This is a genomic window from Pseudomonas sp. AC252, assembly GCF_979258105.1.
Genome location: NZ_OZ409837.1, coordinates 1,647,700 through 1,665,112 on the forward strand (window position 1 = coordinate 1,647,700; position 17,413 = coordinate 1,665,112).

The window sequence follows — 17,413 nt, forward strand, 5'->3', positions numbered from 1 at the left end:
ACGATGGCACCCTCAAAATAGGCGTACATCCTACCTGCTCTGAAGGGCAAACAGCAGTCCGTCAGAGCCTGACAGTACTCAATGTCGATTTGTGCCCAGCAATACTGGTGCAAACAACGGGCTCAGCCTGGCGCTGCCAATGTCCGAGAGATGGTCCTCATCCTTGTACTGCGAGTGGCCGTTGACCTCGATGCTGCAGACCCCGTCAGCACACATCATCGGCGTCGGGTCGATGACGTGAACACCCGGATCGGCTTCGCTCATGGACGTGAACAAGTTGCCGAGAAAATGCTGGCGCGCCAGATGCTCATCAAGCGGACGCCCCAGACCTTCGGCGGACCGGCCAATCCTTGCCAGACTGGTCAGGCGGTTAATGGCGCCCTTGCGTTGCAGCGGCACCTCCTTGAACAGCCAGACCTGCACGCCGGCTGCGCGCAAGGCGGCCACCCGCGTGCGCAACGCGGCGGCCATGCGTTCCTCAGCCTGGGCGGTATCGTCATGGGCGTTGAGCAAAACCTTTCTGTCGCCATCCTCGCGACCATAGACGTAAAGACTCCAATTGGACGCCAATACCACGTCCTTGATGCCAAGGCTGAGCACTTTGTCCATGGTCTGCTGGTTGAAGTCCTTGCACCGCTGGCGCGGCTCGTCGCTGAGAATCGGCGGACAGGCGCTCATACTGAACAACCACACCGAACGACCGTCGCGGCGGGCATTGGCCTCGATGGCCGGCATCAACGCAGCCGCATGGCTGTCACCCCAGAACGCCTGGGTCGGCGGCGTACTCTGTTCGCCGCCGACCAGACAGGCCTTGTCGATCGATTTGTCTTGCGTCACCACCATGCATTTCATCTGCCCGGCACGCCATTCGCGGGCCTGCGCATATTCCAGAGCCTTGCCGCTCAGGCGCCCGGGGATACCGTCGGCCGAGCGAATCGCCGAACCGACCGCGACCAGTACAGCAATGGCCACTACCGCACCCGCCAGTATCGATTTACGTTCGCCCAGCAAACGCTTTTCTCGAAACGGCAATTCTATGTAGCGCAGGCTCAGCCACGCCAGACCCACTGCCAGCACCATCCAGGCGAGCGCCTCGAGCGGCTGGATACCGTCGATGGAAATGGCGTTGGCGTAAACGTAAATCGGCCAGTGCCACAGATACAGCGAATAAGACAGCAGGCCGATCCAGACCAGCGGTCGCAGGCTCAACAGTCGCGCGGCCCAGCTTGGTCCCTGGGCGCCTGACCAGATCAGGGCAGTGGTGCCCAATACCGGCAGCAACGCCGCCCACCCGGGAAACACCGTTGAGCGATCAAACGTGAACACGGCGAGCAGCACCGCTGCCAGACCGGCAATGCCGACCATCTGGTACAGCCACGGTCGTACGGCCTGTCTCGGCGCAGGCATTACCGCAAGCATTGCCCCGCACAACAATTCCCAGGCACGGGTCGGCAGAGAGAAAAAGGTGAATTCCGGCTTGTGCTCAATCCAGGCGATGTTCAGGCCAAAGGAAATCAGCAGCAATCCCAGCAACATCCAGCGCCAGTGTCTGACATAGCGAACCAGCACCGCCATCAGCAACGGGAAGAAGATGTAATACTGCTCTTCAACCGCCAGCGACCAGGTGTGCAACAACGGTTTCAGATCGGAGGCCGGCTGGAAGTAGCCGTCCTCGCGCATGAACAGGATATTGGAGATGAACAGCGACTGATAACGCACCGTCCGCCCAAGTTCGGAGAAATCCTTCGCTGTCAGCAGCAGCCAACCCAGCGCCAGCGTCACCAGCATGACCACCGTCAGGGCCGGAATAATGCGGCGGGCACGGCGCGCCCAGAAATCGACAAAGCTGAAACGCTTGGCGCTGATTTCACGGAACAGGATCGAGGTGATCAGGAATCCGGAGATGACGAAGAAAACATCCACGCCGACAAAGCCGCCGCTGAATGTATTGAATCCGAAATGAAAGAGCACGACGGGAAGTACCGCGAGCGCGCGTAAGCCGTCGATATCACGGCGATTGCCAAACGTGTGCATGAAAAACCTTACCTGTTCTGGATACAGAATCCCTTGAAGGCGCGACGTTAGCAGCCGCGCAAACTTCAATCCAGATACAAATAAATCGCAGACAAAAAAAGCGCCCCTTGTGGAGCGCTCCTTCTATCAGCGGCGTACTACTTGCGCTTCATCGACAAGAAGAACTCGTCGTTGGTCTTGGTCGTTTTCAGTTTGTCGACCAGGAACTCGATGGCGGCGACTTCGTCCATCGGGTGCAGCAGCTTGCGCAGAATCCACATGCGCTGCAGTTCGTCGTCGGCGGTCAGCAACTCTTCGCGGCGGGTGCCGGAGCGGTTGATGTTGATGGCCGGGAACACACGCTTCTCGGCGATCTTGCGATCCAGAGGCAGTTCCATGTTGCCGGTACCCTTGAACTCTTCGTAGATCACTTCGTCCATCTTCGAGCCGGTTTCAACCAGCGCGGTGGCGATAATGGTCAGCGAGCCGCCTTCTTCGATGTTACGCGCGGCGCCGAAGAAACGCTTCGGCTTCTCCAGGGCGTGGGCATCGACACCACCGGTCAGGACCTTGCCGGAGCTCGGGATCACGGTGTTGTAGGCTCGGGCCAGACGGGTGATGGAGTCGAGCAGGATCACCACGTCTTTCTTGTGTTCGACCAGGCGCTTGGCCTTCTCGATCACCATTTCAGCAACCTGCACGTGACGGGTCGGCGGCTCGTCGAAGGTCGAGGCAACCACTTCGCCGCGCACGGTGCGCTGCATTTCGGTCACTTCTTCCGGACGCTCGTCGATCAACAGCACGATCAGGTGAACTTCAGGATTGTTACGGGCGATGTTCGCTGCGATGTTCTGCAGCATGATGGTTTTACCGGCTTTCGGCGGTGCGACGATCAGGCCACGCTGACCTTTGCCGATCGGTGCACACAGGTCGATCACACGACCGGTGAGGTCTTCGGTCGAACCGTTACCGGCTTCCATCTTCATGCGCACGGTCGGGAACAGCGGGGTCAGGTTCTCGAAGAGAATCTTGTTTTTCGCGTTCTCCGGACGATCAAAGTTGATCGTGTCGACCTTGAGCAGAGCGAAATACCGCTCGCCTTCCTTCGGAGGACGAATCTTGCCGACGATGGTGTCACCGGTGCGCAAGTTGAAGCGGCGGATCTGGCTCGGCGAGACGTAGATGTCGTCAGGGCCGGCGAGGTAGGAAGCGTCTGCGGAGCGCAGGAAGCCGAAGCCGTCCTGGAGAATCTCCAGCACGCCATCACCGGAGATTTCCTCGCCGCTTTTCGCGTGTTTTTTCAGCAGGGAGAAAATCACGTCCTGCTTGCGCGAACGGGCCATATTTTCTATGCCCATCTGTTCGGCTAATTCGAGCAGTTCGGTAATCGGCTTTTGCTTGAGTTCAGTCAGATTCATATAGGAATGACGTAATCATTTATGGAGGGGGAAATTAAGCTTTTGGCTTAATGAGGCCGCGCCGCGGAGAAGGCGACAGGATCGCGAACTAATTCGAAAAGGAGTGCGTCGGCGACGGCTAGCAGGGGGCAGTGGAGAAACCAGTGCGGGGCCGAATGTACCACCTGAGTTTCGGAGCGTCTAGCCCTGAATACGCAAAAAGCCCCGCGATTTGCGGGGCTTTTTTCAGCGTTTTACTGCGACGCTCAGATGTTGGCGTCGAGGAAAGCCGCCAGTTGCGACTTCGACAGTGCGCCGACTTTGGTCGCTTCAACGTTGCCGTTCTTGAACAGCATCAGCGTCGGGATACCACGCACGCCATGCTTGGCCGGGGTTTCCTGGTTTTCGTCGATGTTCAGTTTGGCGACGGTCAGCTTGCCTTTGTAAGTCTCGGCAATCTCGTCCAGAACCGGTGCGATCATTTTGCAAGGGCCGCACCATTCAGCCCAGTAGTCGACCAGGACAGCGCCTTCGGCCTTGAGTACGTCGGCTTCGAAGCTAGCGTCGCTAACGTGTTTGATCAGATCGCTGCTCATGGAATTCTCCAGGTTGTAAGCAAAAAAACGTGGCCCATCATAGCCGCCCTTCCCTTGTTCAGGAAGCCGCAGATGATTGAGTGTTGCTATGGCCCCTGATGAGTTTGGGTATAGCTCAAGTCACGCCGTGGCGGGAGCGATGAAGGCGATTCCGGTGCGCAGTGCGGCGTTACGCACGTGTTCCTGCATGGCTTTCTGCGCAGCTCCCGACGCACGGCGGGCCAGTGCGCGGAGGATCTTGCGGTGTTCCTGCCAGGTTTCCATGGCGCGCTCGGCGCGGATGAACGGCAGTTTCTGACTCTCGAGAAAGATCTCGGCGCTGGCGGTGAGAATGCTCAGCATCGCCTGATTGCCGCTGGCGAGAAGGATGCGCCGGTGAAATTCGAAGTCGAGTTTCGCCGCTGCTTCGAAGTCGCCGCCGCGCAAGTGCTCGCGCATCGCCGCGACGTTGTCTTCCAGCGCATCCAGATCAAACGTACTCAAGGTTGTCGCGGCAAGCCCGGCGGCAAAGCCCTCCAGCGCGTAGCGCAACTGAAAGATGTCCAGCGGCGAGGCTTGCGCCGCGAATGGCCAGCCCGGCGCTTCGCCGCGCGACAACTCGACCGGCGACTGCACGAACACGCCCTTGCCCGGCTGAATACTGACCACGCCCAGTGCACTGAGCGACGACAGCGCCTCACGCAAGGAAGCGCGGCTGACCCCTAGTTGCAGCGCCAGATCCCGTTGCGAAGGCAACGCATCGCCGGCGCCGAAGCCCTGTTCGGTGATCAGTTTGCGGATCGCTTGCAGCGCCACTTCAGGTACGGCGCGGGAGATCGAATTCATGGTTTGCGGACGCATCAGGGCCAAGGTGCGGCTAGTTGTAAAGCTATTCGCCGAGTCCGGCAAGTCGTGCCCCAGCGGGGTTCGGCGCGGGCAGCCGATGCGCCATCGCAGTGCGAAAACCGAGTTGACTGTTCAGACCAGTAAGACCGAACCAAACCGCTGCTACCGCGGCCTGCCGGGGCGAAATCCACCTCTTGGCACGGCCCATGCTCTGTCCGATCGGAGCAACCACTTCCCGCCGATCCGGAGATTGTCCATGACCCAGCGTTACAGCGCCCTCCTCGCTTCCCTGTTTGCCGGCCTGCTGCTGTGCCAGGCTCCCGCTCACGCCGACGGTCTGGACGACGTGGTCAAACGCGGCACGCTGAAAGTCGCCGTGCCCCAGGACTTCCCGCCCTTCGGCTCGGTCGGCCCGGACATGAAGCCGCGCGGCCTGGATATCGACACGGCGAAACTGCTGGCTGACCAACTCAAGGTCAAACTCGAGCTTACGCCGGTCAACAGCACCAACCGCATTCCGTTCCTGACCACGGGCAAGGTCGATCTGGTGATTTCCAGCCTTGGCAAAAACGCCGAGCGCGAGAAGGTCATCGACTTCTCTCGCGCCTATGCGCCGTTCTACCTCGCCGTGTTCGGCCCGCCAGACGCTGCGATCACCAGCCTCGACGACCTCAAGGGCAAGACCATCAGCGTCACCCGTGGCGCCATCGAAGACATCGAGCTGAGCAAAGTCGCCCCCGAAGGCGTGACCATCAAACGTTTCGAAGACAACAACTCGACCATCGCCGCTTATCTGGCAGGGCAAGTCGATCTGATCGCCAGCGGCAACGTAGTGATGGTGGCCATCAGCGAGAAGAACCCCAAGCGCGTACCGGCGCTGAAAGTGAAGCTCAAGGATTCGCCGGTCTACGTCGGTGTGAACAAGAACGAAGCGGCGCTGCTGGCCGGGGTCAACGACATCCTCAACACCGCAAAAGCTGACGGCGCGCTGGAAAAGAACTCGCAGACCTGGCTGAAAGAGCCGCTGCCGGCCGATCTCTGATCGACTGCGCGGGAGACCTTCATGGCTTATCAGTTCGATTTCCTGCCGGTGGTGGAAAACACCGACCTGCTGCTGCGCGGCGCGCTGTTCACCCTTGAGCTGACCGCCATCGGCGCGCTGCTTGGGGTCGGCGTGGGCATTGTCGGGGCGCTGGTGCGGGCGTGGAAGATTCGCCCGTTCTCGGCGATCTTCGGCGTCTACGTCGAGTTGATCCGCAACACGCCGTTTCTAGTGCAACTGTTCTTCATCTTCTTCGGCCTGCCGTCGCTCGGCGTGCAGATTTCCGAGTGGCAGGCGGCGGTGCTGGCGATGGTGATCAACCTTGGCGCCTATTCGACCGAGATCATCCGCGCCGGCATCCAGGCGATTCCGCGCGGGCAGCTGGAAGCGGCTGCGGCACTGGCGATGACGCGCTTCGAAGCGTTCCGCCACGTCGTCCTGCTGCCGGCGCTGGGTAAGGTCTGGCCGGCGCTGAGCAGCCAGATCATCATCGTCATGCTCGGCTCGGCGGTGTGTTCGCAGATCGCCACGGAAGAATTGAGCTTCGCCGCCAACTTCATTCAGTCACGCAACTTCCGCGCCTTTGAAACCTACGCGCTGACTACCCTGATCTACCTGTGCATGGCGCTGCTGATCCGCCAATTGCTCAACTGGTTCGGCCGGCGGTTCATTGCGAGGAGCAGCCAATGAGCGACTTCACTTTCTGGGACATCCTGCGCAACCTACTCACCGGCCTGCAATGGACCCTGGCGCTGTCGCTGGTGGCATTCATCGGCGGCGGCCTCGTCGGCCTGCTGATTCTGGTGATGCGCATCTCCAAGAACACCCTGCCCAGCAGCATCGCCCGCACCTGGATCGAGCTGTTCCAGGGCACGCCGCTGCTGATGCAGCTGTTTCTGGTGTTCTTCGGTGTGGCGCTGGCCGGGATCGAGATTTCGCCATGGATGGCCGCCGCGATCGCCTTGACCTTGTTCACCAGCGCCTATCTGGCGGAGATCTGGCGCGGCTGCGTCGAGGCCATTCCCCACGGTCAGTGGGAAGCCTCGTCGAGCCTGGCGCTCAGTCCGCTGGAGCAGCTGCGCTACGTGATTCTGCCGCAAGCGCTGCGCATCGCCGTGGCGCCGACCGTGGGCTTCTCGGTGCAAGTGGTCAAAGGCACAGCGGTGACCTCGATCATCGGCTTCACCGAACTGACGAAGACCGGCGGCATGCTCGCCAATGCCACGTTCGAACCGTTCATGGTCTATGGCCTCGTCGCCCTCGGCTACTTCCTGCTCTGCTACCCCTTGTCCCTCAGTGCGCGCTACTTGGAAAGGAGACTGCATGCCTCTGCTTAGAATTTCCGCCCTGCATAAATATTACGGCGATCACCACGTACTCAAAGGCATCGACCTCAGCGTCGAGGAAGGTCAGGTCGTGGCGATCATCGGCCGCAGTGGCTCGGGCAAATCGACCCTGTTGCGCACGCTCAATGGCCTGGAGTCGATCAACGACGGCGTGATCGAAGTCGACGGCGAATACCTCGACGCCGCCCGCGCCGATCTGCGCAGCCTGCGACAGAAGGTCGGCATGGTCTTCCAGCAGTTCAACCTGTTCCCGCACCTGACCGTCGGGGAGAACGTCATGCTCGCGCCGCAAGTGGTGCAGAAAGTATCCAAGGCCAAGGCAGCCGAACTGGCGCGCGAAATGCTCGAGCGGGTCGGGCTCGGGGAAAAATTCGATGCCTTTCCGGATCGCCTGTCCGGCGGCCAGCAACAGCGCGTGGCGATTGCCCGGGCTCTGGCGATGTCGCCGAAAGTGCTGCTGTGCGATGAGATCACCTCGGCGCTCGACCCTGAGCTGGTCAATGAAGTGCTCAGCGTGGTGCGGCAGTTGGCAAAGGATGGCATGACACTGATCATGGTCACCCACGAGATGCGCTTTGCCCGGGAAGTCGGCGATAAACTGGTTTTCATGCACCACGGCAAGGTGCATGAGGTGGGCGATCCGAAGGTGTTGTTTGCCAATCCGCAGACGGCGGAGCTGGCGAACTTTATTGGCACGGTGGAGGCGACAGCCTGAAGCAGCCTCATCCTGATCGTTCCCACGCAGAGCGTAGGAACGATCAGGTTTGAACCATGCGCGTTGGCGCCAGCGTTTGATCGTGGCACGATGTCGGGGTTATCGACCGAGACCCCCTGACCATGCCGCAATCCCAAGCCAAGAATCTGTCCCTGATCGCCGCAATCGACCTGGGCTCCAACAGCTTTCACATGGTCGTGGCCAAGGCCCAGAACGGCGAAATCCGCATCCTCGAGCGCCTCGGCGAGAAGGTGCAACTGGCCGCCGGCATCGACGACGCGCGCCAGCTCAACGAAGAATCGATGCAGCGCGGCCTCGATTGCCTCAAGCGCTTTGCCCAACTGATCAACGGTATGCCGCTCGGCGCCGTGCGCATCGTCGGCACCAACGCCCTGCGTGAAGCGCGCAACCGCGGCGAATTCATCCGCCGCGCCGAGGAAATCCTCGGCCACACGGTTGAAGTCATCTCCGGCCGTGAAGAAGCGCGCCTGATCTATCTCGGCGTTTCGCACACACTCGCCGACACCCCAGGCAAACGTTTGGTCGCCGACATCGGCGGCGGCAGTACCGAATTCATCATCGGCCAGCGCTTCGAGCCGTTGCTGCGCGAAAGCCTGCAAATGGGCTGTGTGAGTTTCACCCAGCGCTACTTCAAGGACGGCAAAATCACCCCGGCCCGCTACGCCCAGGCCTATACGGCGGCGCGCCTGGAAATCATGAGCATCGAGCACGCCCTGCATCGCCTGACCTGGGATGAAGCCATCGGCTCTTCCGGTACGATTCGCGCCATCGGCCTGGCCCTGAAGGCTGGCGGCCATGGCAGCGGCGAGGTCAACGCCGAAGGCTTGGCGTGGCTCAAGCGCAAGCTGTTCAAGCTTGGCGACGCCGACAAGATCGATTTCGAAGGCATCAAGCCTGACCGCCGCGCGATCTTCCCGGCGGGCCTGGCGATTCTCGAAGCGATCTTCGACGCCCTCGAACTGCAACGCATGGACCATTGCGAAGGCGCGCTGCGTGAAGGCGTGCTCTACGACCTGCTCGGCCGCCATCATCACGAAGACGTGCGCGAACGCACCCTGACCTCATTGATGGAGCGCTATCACGTCGATCTGGAACAGGCGGCGCGGGTCGAGCGCAAGGCCCTGCACGCGTTCGATCAGGTCGCCGTCGACTGGGAACTGGACGACGGCATCTGGCGCGAACTGCTCGGCTGGGCGGCGAAAGTCCACGAAGTCGGCCTCGACATCGCTCACTATCACTACCACAAGCACGGTGCCTACCTGATCGAGCACTCCGATCTGGCCGGCTTCTCGCGAGAAGACCAGCAGATGCTCGCGCTATTGGTGCGTGGCCATCGGCGCAATATTCCCAAGGACAAGTTTGCCGAATTCGGCGATGACGGCATCAAGCTGATTCGCCTGTGCGTGCTGCTGCGGTTTGCCATTCTGTTCCATCACATTCGCGGAACCCAGGCGATGCCGCAGGTGGTGCTGCACGCCAATGGCGACCATCTCGATGTGCAATTCCCGGAGAACTGGCTGGATGAAAATCAGCTGACCCAGGCGGATTTCGGACTTGAGGCGGACTGGTTGACGCGGGTGGGGATTGTTCTCACGGTGCACTGACACTGATTGTGGCGAGGGGATTTATCCCCGCTGGCCTGCGCAGCAGGCCTGATTTTGCCTCAAGGGGTCGCTTCGCGCCCAACGGGGATAAATCCCCTCGCCACAGGTCGGAATCAGTGTAGATACAAAAAAGGCGATCCCGAGGGATCGCCTTTTTTATTGGGCTGACGGTCAACTGCTCACCGGCAATATCGGGCTGCCCAACCGCTCCAGCAACGTCGCCTGCGCACTGCGCGGGTTCTGGTTGCCAGTGGGCGTGTTGCGGATGTAGCGGCCGTCCGACTGCAAACTCCAGCTGTGGGTGTTGTCGGTCAGGTACAGCTCCAGCTCCTTCTTGACGCGGGTCAGCAGCTTCTTGCCTTCCACCGGGAAGCAGGTCTCGACGCGCTTGTCGAGGTTGCGCTCCATCCAGTCGGCGCTGGAGAGGAACATCTGCTCGTCGCCGCCGTTGAGGAAGTAGAACACCCGCGTGTGCTCGAGGAAGCGGCCAATGATCGAGCGCACATGAATGTTGTGCGAGACCCCGGCGATGCCCGGGCGCAGGCAGCACATGCCGCGCACCACCAGATCGATGCGCACCCCGGACTGACTGGCCTTGTACAGCGCGCGGATGATCTTCGGATCGGTCAGCGAGTTGAACTTGGCGATGATGTGCGCCGGTTTGCCTTCGAGGGCGAACTGGGTTTCGCGGGCAATCATGTCGAGCATGCCCTTCTTCAGGGTGAACGGCGCATGCAGCAGCTTTTTCATGCGCAGCGTCTTGCCCATGCCGATCAACTGGCTGAACAGTTTGCCGACGTCCTCGCACAAGGCGTCATCGGAGGTCAGCAGGCTGTAGTCGGTGTAGAGCTTGGCGTTACCGGCGTGGTAGTTACCGGTGCCGAGGTGCGCATAACGGACGATCTCGCCAGCCTCGCGGCGCAGAATCAGCATCATCTTGGCGTGGGTCTTGAAGCCGACCACGCCGTAGATCACCACGGCACCCGCCGCTTGCAGACGGCTGGCCAGTTGCAGGTTGGACTCTTCGTCGAAGCGCGCGCGCAGCTCGATCACCGCCGTGACTTCCTTGCCGTTACGCGCGGCATCCACCAGCGCATCGACGATCTCGGAGTTGGCGCCGGAGCGGTACAGGGTCTGGCGAACGGCGAGAACGTGCGGGTCTTTCGCCGCCTGACGCAGCAGGTCGACCACCGGCGTGAACGACTCGAACGGATGCAGCAGAAGGATGTCCTGCTTGCTGACCACGCTGAAAATGTTTTCGCTGTTCTGCAGCAGTTTCGGAATCTGCGGGGTGAACGGCGTGTATTGCAGCTCCGGGTGGCTGTCGAGACCGGTAATGCTGAACAGCCGCGTCAGGTTGACCGGGCCATTGACCTGATACAGCTCGGTCTCGCTCAGGTTGAACTGCTTGAGCAGGTAGTCCGAGAGGTGTTTTGGGCAAGTGTCGGCGACTTCCAGACGCACCGCGTCACCGTAACGCCGCGAGAACAACTCGCCACGCAGGGCGCGGGCGAGGTCTTCGACGTCTTCGGAGTCGAGCGCCAGGTCGGCATTTCGGGTCAGACGGAACTGGTAGCAGCCTTTCACCTTCATGCCCTGGAACAGGTCATCGGCGTGGGCGTGGATCATCGACGACAGGAACACATAGTTGTCGCCGGCGCCGCCGACTTCTTCCGGCACCTTGATGATCCGCGGCAGCAGACGCGGAGCCGGAATGATTGCCAGACCGGAGTCGCGACCGAAGGCGTCGATGCCTTCGAGCTCGACGATGAAGTTCAGGCTCTTGTTCACCAGCAGCGGGAACGGGTGCGTCGGGTCGAGGCCGATCGGGGTGATGATTGGCGCGATCTCGTCGCGGAAATAGCGGCGGACCCAGGTCTTGAGCTTGGTCGTCCAGTTGCGCCGACGGATGAAGCGCACCTGATGCTTTTCCAGCTCCGGCAGGAGGATGTCGTTGAGGATCGCGTACTGGCGGTCAACGTGACCGTGGACCAGCTCGCTGATCCGCGCCAGCGCCTGATGCGGCTGCAAGCCGTCAGCGCCGGCCTGTTCGCGGGCGAAGGTGATCTGCTTTTTCAGCCCGGCGACGCGGATTTCAAAGAATTCATCGAGGTTGCTGGAGAAGATGAGCAGGAACTTCAGCCGCTCCAGCAACGGGTAGGACTCGTCCAGCGCCTGTTCCAGCACGCGGATGTTGAACTGCAATTGCGAAAGCTCGCGGTGGATGTACAGGCTGCTGTCATCCAGGCCGGGAATGGCGATCGCCGGCACCGCCGCGGCGGTTTCAGCGACCGGCGCGGGTGGCGCAGGCTCCAGTTCCGGCGGAGTTTCGGTGATTTGCTCGACCACCGGCTGAGCTTCTTTTACGGCAACTTCAGTGAGTCCTTCGGTATTCATGGAATGTTCCTGGGAGGGCTATTTCTGCTCTCGTAACAATTGAGCGGCACGAACGGCAAAGTAAGTCAGGATGCCATCTGCACCGGCACGTTTAAAGGCGGTCAGTGACTCGAGGATCACCGCTTCGCTCAACCAGCCATTCTGGATAGCGGCCATGTGCATGGCGTATTCGCCACTGACCTGATAGACGAAGGTCGGCACCTTGAAGGCATCTTTGACCCGAAAAAGAATGTCCAGGTAGGGCATGCCCGGTTTGACCATGACCATGTCCGCGCCTTCGGACAAGTCCGCACCGACTTCGTGCAGCGCTTCGTCGCTGTTGGCCGGGTCCATCTGATAAGAGGCTTTGTTGGCCTTGCCGAGGTTCGACGCCGAGCCCACCGCATCGCGGAATGGGCCGTAGTAGGCGCTGGCGTACTTCGCCGAGTAGGCCATGATGCGCATATTGACGTGACCGGCAATTTCCAGCGCTTCACGGATGGCCTGGATGCGACCGTCCATCATGTCCGATGGCGCCACGACCTGCGCGCCGGCTTCGGCGTGGGACAGCGCCTGACGCACCAGCGCATCGACGGTAATGTCGTTCTGCACGTAGCCGTCTTCGTCGAGAATGCCGTCCTGACCGTGGGTGGTGAACGGGTCCAGCGCCACGTCAGTGATCACGCCCAGCTCCGGGAAACGCTCGCGCAGGGCGCGAGTGGCGCGCTGGGCGATGCCTTCGGGATTCCAGGCTTCGGCGGCATCAAGGGATTTCAGCTCAGGCGGGGTGACCGGGAACAGAGCCAGCGCCGGAATGCCCAGCTCGACCCATTTCGCCGCTTCTTCAAGCAGCAGATCAATGCTCAGTCGCTCGACGCCCGGCATCGAGGCCACGGCTTCGCGGCGGTTTTCACCGTCGAGCACGAACACCGGCAGGATCAGGTCATCGACCGTCAATACGTTTTCACGCACCAGGCGCCGCGAAAAATCATCACGACGATTGCGGCGCAGACGAGTGGCTGGGAACAGACGATTGGCGGGGGTAAAGCTCACGGCAGACTCCTGAGCCCGGGCAAACGGGCGAGCGTGACAGTTATAGACGGCCATTATGACCAACAGATGACAGTTGTGTGTGCTCTGTGACAGGTAGCCGCAATCCATTGTCGATGTAGGAAATGTTCACGTCGAGACACATTTGGACACTTTCATGAATGTGCCCGAAGGGTTAGGCTGCGCGTTCATTTCGCCAGCACCCAGACAATGCTCCAACAATTTCTGCACGACTTTGGCTACTTTGCCTTGTTTCTCGGCACGTTCTTCGAAGGCGAAACCATTCTGGTGCTCGCAGGCTTCCTTGCGTTCCGTGGATACATGGACATCAATCTGGTGGTGGTCGTGGCGTTCTTCGGCAGCTACGCCGGCGATCAGCTGTGGTACTTCCTGGGGCGCAAGCACGGGCGCAAATTGCTCGCGCGCAAACCGCGCTGGCAGATGATGGGCGACCGTGCCCTGGAGCACATTCGCAAGCATCCGGACATCTGGGTCCTGAGCTTCCGCTTCGTTTATGGCCTGCGCACGGTGATGCCGGTGGCGATCGGCCTGTCCGGGTATCCGCCGGGACGCTACCTGCTCCTCAACGGCATTGGCGCGGCAATCTGGGCCACCGCACTGGCTGCGGCGGCTTACCACTTCGGCGCAGTGCTGGAAGGCATGCTCGGCAGCATCAAGAAGTACGAGCTGTGGGTGCTCGGCGCCTTGCTGATTCTGGGGCTGGGCCTGTGGCTGCGACGCCGCTTCAAGAATGCGCAACTGGCGAAGAAAATCTATCAGGACGAGCAACTCGCCAAAGCCGCCGAGGCCGAGCAGTTGCGCCAGGTCGAAGCGAGCCCTCCTGCTGAACCGAAAACGCCAGCCGAATAAGCCATTCGCTGGCGGCTTCCACGCGCAGCCCAGGCAAATAATGAACACCCCGCCGCCGTTGCGATCCATTGAGAGAGCGCTCTGTTCCCGCGCGCGTCGCCCATGCCCTATGGCAACGCGTGACGATTTAAGGGACATTGAGCGCCATGAATCTGGAGAGAAGCCCATGAGCAAAAAAGTTGCAGTGATCCTGTCCGGCAGTGGCGTATACGACGGCGCCGAAATCCAGGAAAGTGTCATCACCCTGTTGCGCCTCGACCAGCGCGGCGCACAGGTGCAGTGCTTCGCGCCAAACATCGCGCAATTGCATGTGATCAATCACCTGACCGGCGAAGAAATGCCGGAGTCGCGCAACGTACTGGTGGAATCGGCGCGGATTGCCCGGGGCAACGTCAAGGATATCCGCGATGCCGACGTCGAAGACTTCGATGCGCTGATCGTGCCCGGCGGTTTCGGCGCGGCGAAGAACCTGTCGAACTTTGCCATCGAAGGCGCAGGCTGCACCGTGCAACCCGAAGTGCTGGCCCTGGCCGAAGCATTTGCCGAAGCGGGCAAGCCGGTCGGGCTGATCTGTATTTCCCCGGCGCTGTCGGCGAAAATCTATGGCCCGGGCGTGACCTGCACCATTGGCAACGACGCCGACACCGCGGCGGCCATGAACAAAATGGGCGCCACCCACGAAGAGTGCGCGGTGACCGAAATCGTCGAAGACAAGGCGCGCAAACTGGTCACCACCCCGGCGTACATGCTGGCGCAGACCATCAGTGAAGCGGCTTCGGGGATCAACAAACTGGTCGACCGCGTGCTCGAACTGACTCACGAAAACGACGCTTGATCCCTGCCTGCCTGCAAACCCGACTGTGGGAGCGAGCCTGCTCGCGAAAGCGGAGTGTCATTCAATTCAAATCTGTTTGATACGACGCCTTCGCGAGCAGGCTCGCTCCCACAGCGATTGTGCAAGACTCAGTCCTTGCGGGTGAGCCGGGTCAGAATCCGGTCCAAAGCATTGGCAAACGCCTGCTTTTCACGCTCACCAAACGGCGCCGGCCCGCCGCTCATCTGGCCCTGCTCCCTCAGATCGGTGAACAGGTTACGCACTGCCAGACGCTCGCCCATGTTCTGCGCATCGAACTCCTTGCCGCGCGGATCCAGCGCCGCCACGCCCTTCTTCACCAGCCGATCGGCCAGCGGGATATCGCTGCAGATCACCAGCTCACCCGGCACGGCGTGCTCGACCAGATAATCATCCGCCGCATCCGGCCCGCTCGGCACCACGATCAGTTTGACGATGGCCAGCCCCGGCTTGGTCTGCGGCTGCCCGGCCACCAGCACCACTTCGAACTGGCGCTTTAACGCGAACTTCACCACCAGATCCTTCGCCGCCCGTGGACAGGCGTCGGCATCGATCCATACACGCATGTTCTTGCCTCCAAAAAATTCGCGAGCAGGCTCGCTCCCACAGGATACATACCGAACCTGTGGGAGCGAGCCTGCTCGCGAATATGAGCGCAGCGAATGCCTTTATGCAGCCGAAACCCGGCGCTTCTCCGCCACCCAACTACGCCCGTACAACACAACAATCGCCACAATCGCCACCGCCTGCGCAATCAGCGAATAGGCATCGGCATGGATCCCCAGCCAGTCGAATTCAAAGAACGCCACCGGCCGTGTGCCGAAGATCCCGGCCTCCTGCAAGGCTTTCACGCCATGCCCGGCAAACACCACCGACAACGCGCACAACAACGCGGCGTTGATGCTGAAGAACAGCGTCAGCGGCAGTTTCGCCGAGCCGCGCAGAATCACCCAGGCCAAGCCGACCAGCAGCACCAACGCCGTCGCACCGCCGGCCAGCACCGCGTTGTGCCCGGCGGGCCCGGCCTGCAGCCAGAGGGTTTCGTAGAACAGGATCACTTCGAACAACTCGCGATAGACCGAGAAGAACGCGAGGATCGCAAAGCCGAAACGTCCACCGCCGCCGACCAGGCTGCTCTTGATGTAATCCTGCCAGGCCGCCGCGTGACGGCGGTCATGCATCCACACGCCGAGCCACAACACCATGACGCTGGCAAACAGCGCGGTGGCGCCTTCCAGCAACTCACGCTGCGAACCGCTGACGTCGATCACATACGCCGCCAGCGCCCAGGTGCCCAAGCCCGCCAGCAACGCGAGGCCCCAGCCAACGTTGACACTGCGCACCGCTGACTGCTGACCGGTGTTGCGCAGGAAGGCGAGGATCGCCGCCAGCACCAGAATCGCTTCCAGACCTTCGCGCAGCAGAATCAGCAGACCGGAGATGTAGCTCAGCGACCAGCTCAGACCATCGCTGCCCAGCAGGCCGGCGGATTCCTTGAGTTTGGCCTTGGCCGCATCCAGTCGCTGCTCGGCCTGCTCGACCGGAAGACCGTCCTGCAGAGACTGCCGATACGCCATCAGCGATTTTTCGGTGTCCTTGCGCACATTGGCATCGACGTTGTCCAGCGAGCTTTCGACCAGTTCGAAGCCTTCCAGATACGCCGCCACCGAGAGGTCATAGGCCTGATCATGTTCACCGGCGCGGTAGGCCGCGAGGCTCTTGTCCAGCGTGGCGGCAGTGTAATCGAGCAACTGCGCCGGACCGCGTTTGACCTGCGGTGGTTGTGCGCGCTGAGCCCGGAACGTCGCCGCAACCTCTGCGCCTTCCGCCGCCTGCACTTCGGCCGGGGTCTGGCGGGCCAGATCGGCGATGTTGTAGACCTTGTCGGACTTGGCGGCCGCCGCATCGGCACTGAAGCCGGCGATGTAGGTGGCCAGATCCCAGCGCTGGCGATCATCGAGCTGATCGGCAAACGCCGGCATGTCGGTGCCTTCGACGCCCTGGCCGAGGGTGCTGTAGATCGCGTACAGGCTCAGGTGATCCATGCGCGCAGCGTCGCGCAGGTTGGCTGGCGCAGGGGTCAGACCTACGCCGGCCGGGCCGTCGCCGGCACCGGAATCGCCGTGGCACACCGAGCAATTCTGCGCATACAACGGCGCACCGCGTGTCGGGTCCGGGGTGATGATCGGCGCCTGACTGACTTCATACGCCACCGCCAGTTTCGCCCCCAACTGTCGGGCCTGACGGGCGACATCAGCACCGTCCTGCTTCGCACTGATGGCGGCGTGCAAAGATTCGACGCCCTGTTCCAGCGCGGCTTTTTCCGGTTTGGCCGGTAATGCAGTGATCAAGCCTTGCAGAACCTGGGTGAATTCCAGCTGCTCGCGGTATTCGCCATCGTCGATGACTTTGCCTGCCGCGACCGTCGGCGGGTAATCGGCACTGATGTAATCGAGCAGGTGCAACGCTTGCGGCGCGCCTTCCACGGTATCGGCCAGCAGCGGCAGGCTGCTCAGGGACAATAACGGGAACAGCAGCCAGGCCAGCAATCGGGACGAGGCAATCATGAACGAATCTCAAATGGAAATGCGAAGTTACATATTGTTCACTTCGTAGACGTTTCTCTCAAGCTTTGTCGATGTTGGCAGGGAATGATTCATATCGTTGAAGCCATGTGCCACCATCGGCTCCAATAACGTAAATGT

15 protein-coding genes are annotated in these 17,413 nt (G+C 61.1%); 7 read left to right on the forward strand and 8 right to left on the reverse strand.

Annotation, left to right across the window (positions count from 1 at the left end; genetic code table 11):
* Nucleotides 1-78: 78 nt before the first annotated feature.
* The 4 genes from ACZZZ4_RS07695 to ACZZZ4_RS07710 form a co-directional block, all read right to left on the reverse strand.
* A complete protein-coding gene (locus tag ACZZZ4_RS07695; RefSeq protein WP_463547564.1) occupies nt 79-2,034 on the reverse strand; it encodes an acyltransferase family protein in 1,956 nt (651 codons plus the stop codon).
* 137 nt (nt 2,035-2,171) lie between these two features.
* Nucleotides 2,172-3,431 (reverse strand): transcription termination factor Rho, encoded by a 1,260-nt coding sequence (gene rho / locus ACZZZ4_RS07700; protein WP_003229334.1) that lies wholly within the window; start codon nt 3,429-3,431, stop codon nt 2,172-2,174.
* 245 nt (nt 3,432-3,676) lie between these two features.
* Nucleotides 3,677-4,006 (reverse strand): thioredoxin TrxA, encoded by a 330-nt coding sequence (trxA, locus tag ACZZZ4_RS07705; protein ID WP_003206727.1) that lies wholly within the window; start codon nt 4,004-4,006, stop codon nt 3,677-3,679.
* A 120-nt stretch (nt 4,007-4,126) separates the two neighbouring features.
* A complete protein-coding gene (locus ACZZZ4_RS07710; RefSeq protein WP_071172248.1) occupies nt 4,127-4,831 on the reverse strand; it encodes a FadR/GntR family transcriptional regulator in 705 nt (234 codons plus the stop codon).
* Nucleotides 4,832-5,087: 256 nt separating this feature from the next.
* Between ACZZZ4_RS07710 and ACZZZ4_RS07715 the strand changes: the two genes are divergently transcribed.
* The 5 genes from ACZZZ4_RS07715 to ppx all read left to right on the forward strand — a co-directional run bounded on the left by ACZZZ4_RS07715 (nt 5,088) and on the right by ppx (nt 9,559).
* Nucleotides 5,088-5,873 (forward strand): transporter substrate-binding domain-containing protein, encoded by a 786-nt coding sequence (locus tag ACZZZ4_RS07715; RefSeq protein WP_463547565.1) that lies wholly within the window; start codon nt 5,088-5,090, stop codon nt 5,871-5,873.
* 21 nt (nt 5,874-5,894) lie between these two features.
* A complete protein-coding gene (locus ACZZZ4_RS07720) occupies nt 5,895-6,563 on the forward strand; it encodes an amino acid ABC transporter permease (protein WP_463547566.1) in 669 nt (222 codons plus the stop codon).
* Complete coding sequence (locus tag ACZZZ4_RS07725; protein ID WP_024014753.1) at nt 6,560-7,210, forward strand: amino acid ABC transporter permease; 651 nt, start codon at nt 6,560-6,562, stop codon at nt 7,208-7,210. The genes ACZZZ4_RS07720 and ACZZZ4_RS07725 overlap by 4 nt, the downstream gene beginning before the upstream one ends.
* Nucleotides 7,197-7,934 (forward strand): amino acid ABC transporter ATP-binding protein, encoded by a 738-nt coding sequence (locus tag ACZZZ4_RS07730; RefSeq protein WP_463547567.1) that lies wholly within the window; start codon nt 7,197-7,199, stop codon nt 7,932-7,934. The genes ACZZZ4_RS07725 and ACZZZ4_RS07730 overlap by 14 nt, the downstream gene beginning before the upstream one ends.
* Nucleotides 7,935-8,056: 122 nt before the next feature.
* Nucleotides 8,057-9,559, forward strand: a complete 1,503-nt coding sequence (gene ppx / locus ACZZZ4_RS07735) for an exopolyphosphatase (protein ID WP_039757422.1) — start codon at nt 8,057-8,059, stop codon at nt 9,557-9,559.
* A gap of 171 nt (nt 9,560-9,730) precedes the next feature.
* On the opposite strand, the gene ppk1 is transcribed toward ppx, so the two are convergent.
* Nucleotides 9,731-11,956, reverse strand: a complete 2,226-nt coding sequence (ppk1, locus tag ACZZZ4_RS07740; RefSeq protein ID WP_101161521.1) for a polyphosphate kinase 1 — start codon at nt 11,954-11,956, stop codon at nt 9,731-9,733.
* 18 nt (nt 11,957-11,974) lie between these two features.
* Nucleotides 11,975-12,988 carry a porphobilinogen synthase gene (gene hemB, locus ACZZZ4_RS07745; RefSeq protein WP_463547568.1) on the reverse strand — a complete coding sequence of 338 codons (1,014 nt, stop codon included), beginning with the start codon at nt 12,986-12,988 and terminating at the stop codon, nt 11,975-11,977.
* Between the two features lie 207 nt (nt 12,989-13,195).
* On the opposite strand from hemB, the gene ACZZZ4_RS07750 reads away from it, so the two are divergent.
* Together ACZZZ4_RS07750 and elbB are read left to right on the forward strand one after the other, a co-directional pair.
* Nucleotides 13,196-13,855 (forward strand): DedA family protein, encoded by a 660-nt coding sequence (locus ACZZZ4_RS07750; protein WP_039757420.1) that lies wholly within the window; start codon nt 13,196-13,198, stop codon nt 13,853-13,855.
* A gap of 166 nt (nt 13,856-14,021) precedes the next feature.
* Complete coding sequence (gene elbB, locus ACZZZ4_RS07755; RefSeq protein ID WP_463547569.1) at nt 14,022-14,690, forward strand: isoprenoid biosynthesis glyoxalase ElbB; 669 nt, start codon at nt 14,022-14,024, stop codon at nt 14,688-14,690.
* A 128-nt stretch (nt 14,691-14,818) separates the two neighbouring features.
* Here elbB and ACZZZ4_RS07760 read toward each other — a convergent pair whose 3' ends face one another.
* Together ACZZZ4_RS07760 and ACZZZ4_RS07765 are read right to left on the reverse strand one after the other, a co-directional pair.
* Nucleotides 14,819-15,274, reverse strand: a complete 456-nt coding sequence (locus tag ACZZZ4_RS07760) for a YaiI/YqxD family protein (protein WP_463547570.1) — start codon at nt 15,272-15,274, stop codon at nt 14,819-14,821.
* Nucleotides 15,275-15,376: 102 nt separating this feature from the next.
* Nucleotides 15,377-17,275 (reverse strand): FTR1 family protein, encoded by a 1,899-nt coding sequence (locus ACZZZ4_RS07765; RefSeq protein WP_463547571.1) that lies wholly within the window; start codon nt 17,273-17,275, stop codon nt 15,377-15,379.
* Nucleotides 17,276-17,413: the final 138 nt, after the last annotated feature.

Bases quoted from the DNA above. Each gene is read 5' to 3' on its own strand.
- ACZZZ4_RS07695 (WP_463547564.1), bottom strand. From the start codon at position 2,034: ATGCACACGTTTGGCAATCGCCGTGATATCGACGGCTTACGCGCGCTC.
- rho (WP_003229334.1), bottom strand. From the start codon at position 3,431: ATGAATCTGACTGAACTCAAGCAAAAGCCGATTACCGAACTGCTCGAA.
- trxA (WP_003206727.1), bottom strand. From the start codon at position 4,006: ATGAGCAGCGATCTGATCAAACACGTTAGCGACGCTAGCTTCGAAGCC.
- ACZZZ4_RS07710 (WP_071172248.1), bottom strand. From the start codon at position 4,831: ATGAATTCGATCTCCCGCGCCGTACCTGAAGTGGCGCTGCAAGCGATC.
- ACZZZ4_RS07715 (WP_463547565.1), top strand. From the start codon at position 5,088: ATGACCCAGCGTTACAGCGCCCTCCTCGCTTCCCTGTTTGCCGGCCTG.
- ACZZZ4_RS07720 (WP_463547566.1), top strand. From the start codon at position 5,895: ATGGCTTATCAGTTCGATTTCCTGCCGGTGGTGGAAAACACCGACCTG.
- ACZZZ4_RS07725 (WP_024014753.1), top strand. From the start codon at position 6,560: ATGAGCGACTTCACTTTCTGGGACATCCTGCGCAACCTACTCACCGGC.
- ACZZZ4_RS07730 (WP_463547567.1), top strand. From the start codon at position 7,197: ATGCCTCTGCTTAGAATTTCCGCCCTGCATAAATATTACGGCGATCAC.
- ppx (WP_039757422.1), top strand. From the start codon at position 8,057: ATGCCGCAATCCCAAGCCAAGAATCTGTCCCTGATCGCCGCAATCGAC.
- ppk1 (WP_101161521.1), bottom strand. From the start codon at position 11,956: ATGAATACCGAAGGACTCACTGAAGTTGCCGTAAAAGAAGCTCAGCCG.
- ACZZZ4_RS07750 (WP_039757420.1), top strand. From the start codon at position 13,196: ATGCTCCAACAATTTCTGCACGACTTTGGCTACTTTGCCTTGTTTCTC.
- elbB (WP_463547569.1), top strand. From the start codon at position 14,022: ATGAGCAAAAAAGTTGCAGTGATCCTGTCCGGCAGTGGCGTATACGAC.
- ACZZZ4_RS07760 (WP_463547570.1), bottom strand. From the start codon at position 15,274: ATGCGTGTATGGATCGATGCCGACGCCTGTCCACGGGCGGCGAAGGAT.
- ACZZZ4_RS07765 (WP_463547571.1), bottom strand. From the start codon at position 17,275: ATGATTGCCTCGTCCCGATTGCTGGCCTGGCTGCTGTTCCCGTTATTG.